We start from the raw sequence: 13,825 nt of genomic DNA on the forward strand, positions 1-13,825 counted from the left end.
TAACCCAAACTGAGGTTAAATATTACTGCTCAAGCTCAAAGCGCTAGATACTCACACTTCTTGAGGCTAAAAGTTCTTGAATCATATCGGCTAGCTGTCGTAAGCGAAATGGTTTAGTGAGATATTCACTAGCTCCCGCCTCTAAACACCGTTCGCGATCGCCTGTCATTGCCAAACCCGTAAGTGCAATGATCGGAATATTGGCTACCTTTGGATTATTACGAATAAGTTTCATCGCCGTAAGTCCATCCATTTCAGGCATTTGGATATCCATCAGAATAATATCAGGCTTTTGCGCGATCGCCATCTCCACCGCAATTTTGCCATTTTTCGCTAGTGATAATTGATATCCTCGATTTTCTAGATAACTACTGACACTTTCAATATTAGCCTCGTTATCTTCAGCGATCAAAATTGTAGAAGGTGTTGCGGTAGAGTTTGTCAGGATCGATACATCAGCGATCGCTGATGACAGCAAGTTAGTCTCATGCTTAGTTAATTGACTTTGCAGGTAGGGCAGACGCACCCGAAATCGGCTGCCTTTATCGACTTCACTTTCTACATCAACAGATCCTTTGTGCATTTCCACAATCTTTTTTACTAGCGAAAGTCCCAAACCTGTACCTGCATATTTACGATTGAGGGCGCTGTCAATTTGGATAAAGGTTTGGAACAGTTTGCTAATATTCTCTGGAGCGATACCAATCCCTGTATCAGAGACTATAAAGTCCGTATAAAACTCCGATGGTTCGCCCTCGTGCTGAATTTCGCCCATTTGGACTTCTAATACTACTGCTCCACCGTCTGGGGTAAACTTCACGGCATTGGTGAGCAGATTGATTAAGACCTGACGGATTCGTAATTCATCAACTTGAATATTGGAAAGACGAGTATTTATTAGGCAACCAGAAATATTAAGAGATAGTTGAATATTTTTTTTGACAGCGAGTTGTTTGACAAAGGTAAGGCTGTCGTTACAGAGCTTCTTGATATCCACATTTTTAAGGTGTAGCTCTAGTTTTCCTGATTCGACTTTGGCAAGATCGAGGATATCGGTAATTAATGATAGTAAATGCTGTCCACTTGATTCGACAGTAGTAATTGCTTTCATTTGCCGATCGCTTAAAGTCCCTAAGCCTCCTTCCACTAAAGCCTCTGACAGACCTAAAATTGCATTCAAAGGCGTGCGTAACTCATGGCTCATATTTGCCAAAAACTCATCCTTGAGGCGCGTAGCTCGCTCTAGCTCAATATTGGCTAGGGCTAATTTTCCGTTGTTTTCTTGTAATCGAATCTCGCTTTCCTGAAGAGCCGCAGTGCGCTTTTCTACTCGCTCCTCTAACTCTTGATTGAGCTTTTGCAGAGCATTTTCAGCAAGTTTCTTTTCGGCTAATTCCGTTTGGATTCTTTGATAGAGACTAGCTTGGGCGATCGCGATCGCCATCTGATCACTGACTTGGCGAAAAAGATCGATTTCCCACTGTTGCCATTGATGCGTCTGGCTATGATGGGCTACTAGCAATCCCCAGAGGCTATTCTGTTGCATAATCGATGCAACCAACTGAGCTTTGAGTGTGTGGTTTCGGCAAAATTCTTGTAGCCCGAACGAAATCTCTACGTGATCAAGATCATCAATCTGATAAGTTTTGCTTTCGAGATAATATTGGAGCATTTCTGGCGGAAATATTTCCGTAGGAATTGTCATGTCTAGCATTTTTATTGATTGCTCAGACACAGACTCGGCAGTGATTTTGCCACTACCGTCGGGTAACAAGCAACAAACTAAAACGCGATCAATGGCAATAATCTGTCTTAACTCGGTAACAGCCGTATTTAAAATTTCCGTAAAATCAAGGGATTGCCGAATACTCAAGGTTAACCTTGATATAATTCGTTCGCGTTCAACCTGTTGCCGAAATTCTAATTCCTTTTGTTTGCGGAGTGTAATATCTTCTTTGACAGCGACATAATGAGTAATGTTACCATTTGGATCTCTAATTGCCGAGATGGAAGCCTGTTCCCAATACAGTTCTCCATTGCGCTTTTTATTTTGCAGTTCTCCATGCCATTCCTTCCCACTGGTGATGTTATCCCAGAGGCTTGTGTAGATTTGCTCGGAGACATATCCAGATTGGAGAATGCGGGGATTTCTGCCGATCACATCGGTAAATTTATAACCTGTTAGCTCTTCAAATTTGGGATTGACATATTCAATATCCCCTCCCACATTTGTAATTACAATCGAGGCAGGACTTTGCTCCGATACCCTTGAGAAGATTTTTAAAGCTTCTTCTGCTTTGTGGCGTTGGATAATTTCAGATTGGAGTTTTTGGTTCTGCTTGTCTAAATCTTGGGTAAGGTGTCGTAGTTTTAAATGCAATTCCAGTCTAGCAATTAGTTCTTCTTGTTGAAAAGGTTTGGTAACGTAATCTACTGCTCCTAAATTTAATCCCTTGACCTTATCGGCGGTACTAGCTAAGGCGGTCATAAAAATAATTGGAATATGGCGGGTTGCTTCTGACTCTTGAAGCTGTTGACAGGTCTCAAACCCGTTTAATTCAGGCATGAGAATATCTAATAAAATTAGATCGGGTTGTGCTTTGGTGATTTTGGCGATCGCGCTCAGTCCATCCATAGCCACGAGAATTTTATAGCCATAGGAACTTAAAACCGTAGAAAGCAATTTCACATTGGCAGGATTATCATCAACTATAAAAATCACAGAAGGCTGCTGGTTAGACATGGTAACTATCACTCCTTGACTGCAATAGCTTGAAAATATTTGGTTCATCAAAGGCTTGCACTAAGGATAGTAATCTATCGGCAAAACTTTGGTATTGCGGATCAAGTTGGCTAATTCTTTGGGCTTCTTGAGCGATCACCTCGAAATCACCAACTCCTAATGCCGATAGAATTGCAGCTAACTCAGTAAATGGCGGTATGATTAAAAGCTGCTCTGCCATTGTGTCGGATGTTTGCTTCGGTGCTGATTGATTATAAATCCATGATAGATGTAGATATTCTTGAATTTTTCCTAAAAATATCGATAAATCAATGGGCTTTGCCAAAAAATCATCACAGCCTGCGTTAATACTTCTGATTTTCTCGGATTCGACAATACTAGCAGAAAGAGCCAGAATAGGGATATTCTGAAATTTTGGCATCTGTCTTAATTGACGCACCATTTCAATCCCATTCATCTCAGGCATAGCTAGATCGGCAATAATGACATCGACGGAATTGTTTTTTGCCATTAAGATTCCATGATAGCCATTTTCCGCTTCTAGCACAATGAAACCTAATGGCTCTAGTAAATTCTTGATCACCGCCCGATTTGCCCAACGGTCATCCACTACTAAAATGGTGATTCTGCGACCTGTATATCCAATAATGTTTGGCGAATCAGCGATCGCAATATTACTAACAATAGGTTGCCGCGTTTTAATCTCAGCTAAATCTAAGGAAAACCAAAAGCTGCTGCCTCTATTAATCTTGCTGCTCACTTGGAGATTTCCCCCCATCATAGAGACTAACTTTTGAGTAATTGATAATCCTAGTCCAGTGCCTTCAGGACGTTTTTTGAAATCACCTACCTGCTCAAAGGGCTGAAATATTTTGTCTAAATGTTCTGGAGCAATACCTTTGCCAGTATCAATGACTGCAAAGAGAATTTTGGTAAGATGGGGAGTTGTATCATCTTTACTTGGATTGTTGATATCTACTGGTACTACTTCTACGCGCAAAGTTACCATGCCGTGATCGGTAAACTTAATTGCATTTCCTAATAGATTCAGCAATATTTGCCTTAGACGTTGTTCATCGACAAGTAAATTTACGGGTAAGTCTTCAGAAAACTCGTGATTGAAGAGCAAGCTTTTTTCCTCAGCCTTGATTTGACAGATTTTTGCTACACTCATCAAGAATTTTGGGAAGTTGATGACAGAGGGATTTAAATCTAAATGATGGGCTTCGATTTTCGATAAGTCAAGAATTTCAGAAATGAGACTGAGTAAATGCTTGCCACACTGACTAATAATTTCTAGCCCTTCTTTTTGTTTAGGTGTGAGATTAACGTCACGCGCAAAAACTTGAGCATAGCCAAGGATGCCATTGAGGGGAGTCCGTAATTCATGGCTCATATTGGCGAGGAAAGTGCTTTTGGCTTGATTAGCTTCTTCGGCCTGTTGCTTGGCTTCTTTTAGAGCTATTTCATTGGCTTTGCGATCGGTGACATCCATTGCCATCGAAATTAACGCTCGTCTACCATCAGCAATCCGACCTAGGGGAGCAGTTGCAAAATTCCAAATTCGCCTAGAGCCATCTTTCGTAAATATCTCAAACTCTCCATCGTCACACTGTTCGGTAATCTCATAGAGGTTTTGGATTTTCCGTAGAATCTCCTGATAGTTATCCCGAAAAACCTTCGCTACCCAATCTCCAATGGTGGGAATTTCTGCAAGAGTATAGCCAGTGATTTCTGTCCAAGTTCGATTAATTTGTATGATTTGTCCATCTTCCGCATGAATAATAATCGGTAGGGGAGCATCAGTAATGGCGCGGCTCAGTCTTTCTTCACTTTCTTGGAGGGCTTGTGCTACTATCTTCTGCTCTGTAATATCCGTAGCGACACCAATGATCATTTGCTGAGAATCGATGATACTTGAGAGGTAAGCAGAGTTAAACTGCCAAACACGAGTGGAACCATCATAAGTTGTAATATTTATTTCTTTAACTTCTGTAGGACTATCATGTTCAGATGTATGGTTTTGAGATGGTTGTAGCAATGGCAGATAGTTTTGACAAAATCGATCTGTCCATTCTGTTATTTCAGTAATGTCACAGTCTGTAAATCCCGTTTGATTAATCCAAGCACGGTTAATTTGTAATGGTTGGTTATCCCTCGAATAGAGAATGATGGGGAATGGTGCGTTGACGATCGCTAAACGAAACCGTTCTTCACTGTTTTGGAGGGCGATTGCAGCCTGTTTGCGAGTAGTGATATCTTGAAATGATGAAATCAGGAACTTTACGGAGTGATCTGCATTACGATAACAAGATACATTGAGGATGGTATATACCAAAGAGCCATCCTTGCGAATAAACCTCTTTTCCATTTCATAACCATCAATTTCACCATTAAGCAATCTTTGAAATTTATCGAGGTTAGATGCAAGATCCTCCGTATGGGTCATCTCTGTCCATGACATATTGCATAGTTCAGTTTCGCTATAACCGAGCATTTCCGACAGTTTATGATTGACCCGCAACCATCGTTTATCAATTGAACTAATGGCAATACCAAGTACCCCGACATCAAATTGCGATCTAAAGAGAAATGCATGTTCTTGTATTTCTCTTTCTGCGGCGGCGCGACGTTTTTCGGAGTCAGTAAGCCTGAGTGATAGCCCCACATCTTCGGTCAGTTCTGTCAATAAATTGACAACAATATCGTCAAAAAAGTTTTTTTCTGAAGCATAGAAGACGATCGCGCCAACGTTCTGCTGATCGATGACCAAGGGGAAAGCAGTACTACCGCTAATACCATGTTTTTGGGCTTGGGAATGCCACGGAAGAGTTTTTGGGTCTGTAAAATAATCATTGACGACAACAATTTGATTGTCTCTAATAGCAATACCCGCTGGCTCAAGGGAAGTTGGTAGAGATGGATCAATGGATATTTGCATTTCTTGAATATAGTTAATCGCTTCTCCTGCTGCCGCAAATGTCTCGACTATCAAGGTTTCAGGATTGACAATGCCGATCCAAACGAGTCGAAATTTCCCATAATCAGATGCAATTTCACAAATTTTAAGTAGTAATTCCTGCGGTTCACGAATACGGACGATCGCTTCATTAGCCCGACTCAGAAATCTGTGCAGTTGCGTAGTGCGTTCGAGTTGATGCTGTAACTTAATTTGATTGGTGATGTCCTGCACAAACACAAAAAATAGACCTTCTCCCTGAGGAAAATAGGAGATACTAATTTGCACATCAATGAGATTGCCACTTCTTTGCTTCCATTGCTGACAAATTTTTGTTTTCTGGTGGGCAATCCAACTGGAGGTGAATTCATTTTGTTCGATGTCTGTAGTTACTACTAAGTCAAAAATTGATCGCTCCAATAATTGCTCGTTACTGTAATCTGTGATTGCGGTCAAAGCTGCGTTTACTTCCTTAAATTTGCCAAAGCGATCGAGCATGGCATAGCCATCAATGGAAGTCTCAATCGCAGTCAGATATCGTGAGGCATTATCAGCAACCATCAACGCTTGTTCAGTTTCGGCTTTTTGCTTTAGGGATTGTAGGGCTAATCCTCCCAATCGCCTAATCTGGTAAGCAACATAAAAAACAATACCAATCAAAAGCCCTGTCAAACTGCTAACGATAATTGCCAACTGCTGTAAAGGTTCGTCAGCCTCACTAAGATCAATTTTGGCGACCATTACCCAAGGTGTATTTTTAATTCTCTGTGATGCGCCGATCACTGAGATATTGCGATAATCAGATAATCGCGATAATAACTTCTGTTTTTGTGTCGTTTTTATGGCTTGTACTGATAAAAAACCAGTTTGATCTAGCGATCGGGTAAATTCTAATCCAGCATTATCTCTATGGCGAAGAGGATTGAGATATCGTGCCAAATTTCCTTCTTGTCGCACGAGAAAGGTTTCCGCAGTGGCGCTAGTTGTCGGCCATGATCTTAATAGGGGAAATAAATAATTGGTGGGATCTGATTCTAAATACGCTGCTCCTATGAGGGTATTCGTTTGATCATAGATAGGTACAAGCACTCCATATACAGCCATCTTACCTGTGCTAGTTTCCTGCCAATGCATATCGACAAATTCAAATCTATTTACTTTAGTCGGGGTTCGTAATTTTGCCTGAAAAGTCTGCGTTACTAATTCCGTCAAATTTGCTGGTTGTCCTTCTTGCCATACCAACCTGCCCGCTCGATCAATTAGTACTATTCTGTGATATCCATATTCTGTTCTCGTCTTGAAAGCCTCTTGCTGCATTATCAATCGCTGCTGTTGCGCGTTGTCATCCTGTATGCCCCTTTCAATTGCTTGGAGGGTGGTGATTACCGATGGACGCGATGTAAAGATCAGGGCATCGGATTGTCGTTCATTAATCCATTGTTCAATTTGATTGGCTTTTAACTGGGCGATCGCTAGGAGTTTTTCTTGAGTATTGTGGGTAATCTTTTGTCCAAACCAATAAAAAGACCCTATCCCCCCGCCTAATATACTCACAACAGCGATCGCTAACCCCAAAAATAAGTTTCTGGTGTTAGATATTTGCTTTAGATGATTTTTTTGCTCATCCTTTAGTAATCCATCTAACATTTATTCCGTTTATACAATCAATAATTAAAATAAAGCCACAATGAGAACTATATTTATAGCATTCCTAAATAGGTTATGAGAGTGCGCCCGCTCTCTCATAACAATCAAATGAGCGCTATCGTTTCAGTTAAGACTAATAAAACCAATATTAATGTAATTATTATAGCAATAAATGAGGTCATGCTAGATAAGAATAGACAGTGCCAATCGCCGTCTATTCTTTCCACGTTCAATCCTTTCCTTTCTATAGCGCTCCTAAATAAGTTGTGAGAGTGCGTCTCACAACCTATTTAGGAGCGCTATAGGATTACCATAAATGAACGTGAATTCGATATAGCCATTTGCGGCGTGCTTCGCACGCCGCAAATGGCTATATCGAGCTGATTTTAAATGAGTTCGCTGATCCCTTCTCATACCAATTCACGCAAGTGTTGCCACACCTTCGTGAATTGCCGCAATAGCAAAGTCATTGGTTTGCGCTGACTTTGCTATTGCGGCTGATGACAAGTGATGCAGTGAAATGCCCCACCACCTAAGAGAATATGTTTTGCTGAAAGCCCGATCGCTTTGCGGTTTGGGAAATGCTGGGCGATCGCCTGCACTGCTAATTCATCATTCTCTGAGCCATAGGTGGGAATAATCACGCTGTCATTGGAGATGTAGAAGTTGAGATAACTGGCGGGCATAATTTCGCCTTCGTCATCGAGAACGAGACTTGGTGAAGGGATTTTAACTACATTCAATTTATGTCCTTGAGCGTCGGTCATTGCTTCTAGTTGAGCAGCAATATCATTGAGAACTCGGTAATTAGGATCATCCTCAGAGGTTGGGTGCATACACATGACGGTATGAGGCGCGATAAAACGGGCGATCGTGTCGATATGACCGTCGGTGTGGTCATTGAGAAGCCCTTCTTCAATCCACAGTACTTTTTCTACTCCCAAGGCATTTTTTAATCCCAATTCGATCGCCTGTTGATCCATCTGCGGATTACGGTTGGGATTGAGGAGACATTGCTTGGTGGTGAGACAGGTTCCTGCTCCATCGACTTCGATCGCACCGCCTTCGAGTACCCAGTCAAATTCAAATTTAGGTATGTCAAGGGTTGCAAGAATATTTTCGGCTACGCGATCGTCATGTTCTAGTAGATATTTGCCACCCCAACCGTTCCATTGAAAATGCAAAGCCCCTAGTTTCCCATCTGCATTTTTGATATAGATCGGTGTGATATCGCGCATCCAGATGTCACCAAAGGGAATCTGATGAAAGCGCACGGGTAAATCTCCGAGCAGTTCCTTTGCTAGAGCCGCAGTTTCTTCGAGTACTAAGATTTCTAGCTGTTCGGATGTGGCGATCGCTTTGGCTAGGGCGACAAATTCCGCTTGGACGATATCGAGATATTCTAACCACAGGTCGCGATGGCTGGGGAAGGCTAGCCAGCAGGCGGTGTGGGGTTGCCATTCGGCTGGCTGTGAGTAGCCCAAGGTTTTGGGGTGATCCATGACGGTTGCGGTGTTGTTAATAATCCATCGGAAATCCTACCTTTATTTTGGGCGATCGCGCTATTGCTAAGGCTACTTGCCTTAAAAAAATTAGAAAACAGGACGCAAAAGCATTATCCTAAAAATAGTGGGTGTGGTTGCTTAATTTCATGTCTAATTTTTTTTGCTTTGAAAATATATAATTCAGGTTTGCAGCCTAATAAATAACAATGAGTACAGTTAATAACGAGATACGTCTGCTTCTAAATTTGTGGGGTTTGGGGAATGGTCAAGGGCTAGTCAAGAGGAGTGAGCTTTTGCGTCCTTATAAGGGTAAGGAGAAGAAGGCGGTGTATGAGGTTAGTTTGCAGGATCTTGCTGAGCGTGGGGCGATCGCTTTGACGATGGATAAGAAAGTGCCGAAGTTGTCGCTGACGGATGCGGGTTTGCAACAGTTGGCGACGGGTTTGCTGTCGGCGGATTTTGGGTTTGAGGGGCAGTTGGTGGGCAGTCGGTTGGCGAATGCGGCTTTGAGATGGTTTAGGCAATATCAAGGTGTTGGTGTGAATGCTGAGGCGATCGCGCCTAAGATCTCGACTTACGATGAGTTTAAGGTTGTGGCTTTAGAAACTTACGATCAGCTTAATCGTGATTACAACTATGACAATCTTGTGCCAATTTATCGGATTAGACGGGTGATCGGTGAACGTGTAACGCGATCGCAGTTTAACGACTGGATGCTAGAGCTTCAGTCAAATGATGTCTTACAACTTCAAGGTGGAGGCGTAGAAGATGATGCACAAGATAAGCTCGAAGACTCAATTTTGACTAAAGTAAGTGGACTACGTTGCTATGCCAAAAAGATTAGCTAACTTCGCGAACTTTTCTTAATATTATCATAAAAAATCAAGTTAATAGAATCCTATGTCTGGTTCAGAAGATATCCATGAAGCTATAAAAAATAGCAATCCTTTCTCGATCAAATTTGTTGATCAACACCACATTTGGGGAGCAAGTTTTCCCGATGTCCCAGAAATTAATGCTCATATATCCGATGCAGTTTTTAATGCTATTGATCAAGTCTCAAAAAATGAGATTCCATCCATCGGTATCATTATTTCTGGGGAAAAGGGCTTAGGGAAAACTCAAATCATCAGCCGTATTCGTCATCGCCTTCAAACTGAAGGGAGAGCATTTTTTGTTTACATGGGCAACTATGGCGATTTAGACTCTATCAAATCCGAGTTTTTACAAACTTTAACTTCTAGCCTTAAGAGGATTGGAGTTGAAGGAGTTATGCAATGGCAAGAACTTGCAGCGAATATGTTTTTTACTGCTAAAGGCGATCGCCCTTGTACTCCGAAAGAACTAGCTAGTGGTAGATTTGCCTCAATCGTTAACCACAATCCTAAAACTCCTGAGAATTGGGCTAATGGGATATGTGCAAGAAAACCTGAGCTAAACAATCCCTATTTGGTCAAAGCAATTTTATGGACACTTTCAGAAAATCATGCACCTTATGCAATTAGTTGGTTGGCTGGACAAGAGCTAACTCAAGCAAAGGCTGATGAGCTAGGCTTGCCAAATAATTCACAGAAAACTGAATTAGCCACTTTCAAGACAACCTGTGAACTTTTATCTTTAATTGGGAACTACAGCAATCTAGTATTCTGTTTTGATGAACTAGATGATCCAAGCAACAACACTAGGGGATTTACTAGAGCGCAAGTTGTCGCAGCACTGGCAAAAGATTTACGCAATGCTATTAGTAAATGTGTTCTGTTGATGGCTATGTATCCAGCAACTTTGAGAGATGAGATCAAGTTAGCACAAATGCAAGGTGCATCTTATGATCGCACGGCTGACAAGGTTTTAGAGCTTGATTATCTTAATCCTGATACATCAGTTTTACTTGTGCGTAAATGGCTAGAAGATTTTTACACTAGCAAAGAACTTACGCCACCACATCCACTTTATCCTTTTGATGAGTCTGAAATTAGAGAGATTGGGAAAGAGCGTCCAACTGCTAGAGCTATTCTAAAATGGTGTTCTGAAAACTGGAATATAAACAATCAAAGTAAGAACTCGTCTGGTTTTGAAAGAAAAAAAGATAGTAATAACAGTACTTCCATAGAACAGCTAATTGATCCGATAAAGTTAGTAGATCAATCTGTCAAAGTGGCATTTGACAACGAATACAAGTCAATAGAAGATTCTATTGATGAATACATGGAAAATAATGATGTAATTGGGAGAGCTTTAGAATTTGCTTGCACTAGTTTAATTGATACAGAGATTGAAGGTGTTACCATCAAGAAAGTTGAATGGATTGATGACAAAGTTAAGAAATCTGATCGAGGTTATTTGCACGTTAGAATTACAGCACAAGAGTCAGGTAAACTTATCAAAATTGGTGTTGCAGTAATTCAACAATCAGTTGGTCGTAATATTGGGACAACGTTAAAAAGACTGAATGATTACCAAAAGTTTGATATCACTAGGGGATGTCTAGTTAGATCAAAACAGATTGGTAAAAATGCTAACGCAGCACAGACTGAGGTAATAATTTTACTAAATCACCGTGGTGGGGAATGGGTTGTTTTAAAGAAGGAAGAAATTCAGCCTCTTTTAGCTATTTATCTGGTTTCTAAGAAAGTAAATGACTATGATTTAACGTTAGAAAAGATCAGCAACTTTAGCGTAGAGACTAATCTTATTTTTAACAATCCTCTAATAAGGGAAATATTAAGCGATCCATCGGGAGAAGAACCACCAAATTTGCTGTGTGAGGATTTTAGCTATTTCCCAAGTCTTCCTGTTTATAGTGTAAGCACATCTGAGATTTTTCAAGAACGTAGAGATGAGCTACGGTCTAAGCTTCAAAATTTTCAAGAGCAAAATAACTCAGTATCCACTGATTCGCAGAACGTATCACTGTAATGATCATCCAGTCTATTGTTATTCCCAATGCCTTACGCCTAGATTCCCAGACTATTGATAGTCTAATGAAAGGAGATATTATTGCAGCAATACCGCGCACTTTTACCAATGCTGGAAGGACTTTTGCACTTTATCCAGATCAACCAGATGTAGAAACTATCACAATCTCAGCTTGGGCGAGATGTGAACAATGCGATATAGTCGATAATTCCAAACCTTTAGATATTATTTCGCATTACACCGCTATATCTACTCAATGCTTGCAGCAGATAATTGCAGAATACGAATCATTTTTTCTTATCTATTTACGAGTTTATAGATTATCCAAACCAGTTACAATTCCTGCTAGATCTCAAGGTCAATATGTAGCTTTACCTGATCGATTAAAAGTTGATGACTCGTCACCAGTATTAAGCGATCCAGATTTTTCAAGAATCAAACAGAAGCTAGAAAATTTGGAGCCACCAGAACCATTAGATATCCAAATTCAGAGATTACTTGATCAAGCAGCATTGCAACACAATCTACAATTATCTAAAGAACTTGACTGGATAGAGAAAATTGCAAAAACTGGCAATTCTAGCGATGGTCATGAATTTGAAAAACTGGTTAGAAAAAGCTTTATTCATCTTGGTTTTAGTAATTCCAATACTAATCCTAAAGCTAGTCTCGATCCTGAAGCAACAGGCGGTGCAGGAGGTATCGATCTATGTTGCGAATATCCATATCCTGTAGTTGGAGAGTGTAAAGCAAGTGCTAATCAAAAAATTCCTACAGAAGTATGTAGCCAGCTTACCTATCTTGGTCAAGCACATTTCCCCAACCACTACGAAAAAGCAGTCAAAATTATAATTGCCGCAGGTTCGCTCAATCATCATTCTAATCCAGTCGCCATAGGAAATAAAATGAACGTTATCAGACCAGAAACCTTAGAAGAGCTAGTTAAACTTAAACTCACACATTCAGGCTCGATTAATTTACAAGATTTAAAATTGAGCTTAGAAAGTGAACCGTTTGGCGAAGACTCTAACTCTAAAATTTTAGGTTTTATTGAAAAAGCAAAACTTGAAATCAAACTGCGATCGCATATTGTCAATCTTGTAAAAAATAATCACGAAGAAAAAGTTGGAGTAGAAACTCTTTTCGGTGCTTATCCATATTCAAATCCACCTAAACCGATCCGTGAACGTGAAGAACTAAAAGATATACTAATCGAGCTTTCTTCACCATTGGCGGGATATTTGGGAAGGGTTAAGGGCAATGGAGAAACAGGCGATCGCTTTTACTACTTACGAGACTTACCGACTTAAAATACTACTCAATATTTACACATGCCTATGATTGAAGATATTTAGACCAAAATTGCCAACGAACAATATGAGTTTTCTAAACATGCCGTCGATCAATCCATTATTCGCCAAATTCGTTTGCACGAGATCGTAGAAGCGATCGCTAACGGTCAAATCATCGAAGACTATCCCAACGACAAATACGCTCCTAGCTGCCTCATTTGTGGCATAACTCAAACTGGTAGAGCAATTCATATCCAAACCAGCTATCCTAGCCGCGCTTTGGTTAAAATCATCACAGTATATGAACCCGATCCAAATAAATGGAATGACAACTTCACCGTAAGGAGAACAAACAATGAATAATGATCAAGAGCAACTTGTCGAAAAGCGCGTAACCTACTCATTAGAACTAAACGGCAAATTCATCCTGATTGAGAACGTTCCTGCTCGCATAAATGAAGAAACAGGAGAACAATTCTTTGCGCCATCAACTGTGATGTTGCTACAACAAATTATTTTGGACGGTCAAGAACCAAAGCGTGTAATTCAGACACCCGTTTATAGCTACGCCGCCTAATTCTAGAACCTGATTTTTTCACCATTGGCGGGATATTTGGGAAGAATTAGGAGTGATGGAGAAAAAGGCGATCGCTTTTACTACTTGAGAGATTTACCGATTTGACTTGTCAATGTAACGATTAAGCAAGTAAATACGCGATCGCAACTCCTAATAATTTTCATTTGCTGAAAATGTTAAAATTGT

8 protein-coding genes are annotated in these 13,825 nt (G+C 40.5%); 5 read left to right on the forward strand and 3 right to left on the reverse strand.

The genetic code is table 11. The features are described 5' to 3' along the window. Positions 1 to 43 precede the first annotated feature (43 nt). The 3 genes from VB775_RS04280 to VB775_RS04290 form a co-directional block, all read right to left on the reverse strand. Entirely contained in the window at positions 44 to 2,743 is a 2,700-nt protein-coding gene (locus VB775_RS04280; protein WP_281007886.1) for a response regulator, read from the reverse strand. Continuing rightward, entirely contained in the window at positions 2,736 to 7,349 is a 4,614-nt protein-coding gene (locus VB775_RS04285; RefSeq protein WP_281007887.1) for a PAS domain S-box protein, read from the reverse strand. Before VB775_RS04285 ends, VB775_RS04280 begins: the two co-directional genes overlap by 8 nt. A 488-nt stretch (positions 7,350 to 7,837) precedes the next feature. Further along, a complete protein-coding gene (locus tag VB775_RS04290) occupies positions 7,838 to 8,851 on the reverse strand; it encodes an agmatine deiminase family protein (RefSeq protein WP_281007888.1) in 1,014 nt (337 codons plus the stop codon). 209 nt (positions 8,852 to 9,060) lie between these two features. Between VB775_RS04290 and VB775_RS04295 the strand changes: the two genes are divergently transcribed. Genes VB775_RS04295 through VB775_RS04315 form a run of 5 tightly spaced genes read left to right on the forward strand, consistent with a single transcriptional unit; the run spans position 9,061 to position 13,639 of the window. Beyond that, positions 9,061 to 9,702 (forward strand): hypothetical protein, encoded by a 642-nt coding sequence (locus VB775_RS04295; protein WP_281007889.1) that lies wholly within the window; start codon positions 9,061 to 9,063, stop codon positions 9,700 to 9,702. Between the two features lie 52 nt (positions 9,703 to 9,754). Further along, positions 9,755 to 11,770 (forward strand): P-loop NTPase fold protein, encoded by a 2,016-nt coding sequence (locus VB775_RS04300; RefSeq protein WP_281007890.1) that lies wholly within the window; start codon positions 9,755 to 9,757, stop codon positions 11,768 to 11,770. Continuing rightward, positions 11,770 to 13,080: a DUF1802 family protein gene (locus VB775_RS04305; protein WP_281007891.1), complete on the forward strand. Its 1,311-nt coding sequence runs from the start codon at positions 11,770 to 11,772 to the stop codon at positions 13,078 to 13,080. Before VB775_RS04300 ends, VB775_RS04305 begins: the two co-directional genes overlap by 1 nt. A gap of 51 nt (positions 13,081 to 13,131) precedes the next feature. Beyond that, a complete protein-coding gene (locus VB775_RS04310; RefSeq protein ID WP_281009359.1) occupies positions 13,132 to 13,425 on the forward strand; it encodes a DUF4258 domain-containing protein in 294 nt (97 codons plus the stop codon). Continuing rightward, positions 13,418 to 13,639 carry a hypothetical protein gene (locus tag VB775_RS04315; RefSeq protein ID WP_281007892.1) on the forward strand — a complete coding sequence of 74 codons (222 nt, stop codon included), beginning with the start codon at positions 13,418 to 13,420 and terminating at the stop codon, positions 13,637 to 13,639. The genes VB775_RS04310 and VB775_RS04315 overlap by 8 nt, the downstream gene beginning before the upstream one ends. Positions 13,640 to 13,825 lie beyond the last annotated feature (186 nt).

It is taken from the genome of Pseudanabaena sp. CCNP1317 (assembly GCF_034931345.1).
GTDB lineage: Bacteria > Cyanobacteriota > Cyanobacteriia > Pseudanabaenales > Pseudanabaenaceae > Pseudanabaena > Pseudanabaena galeata.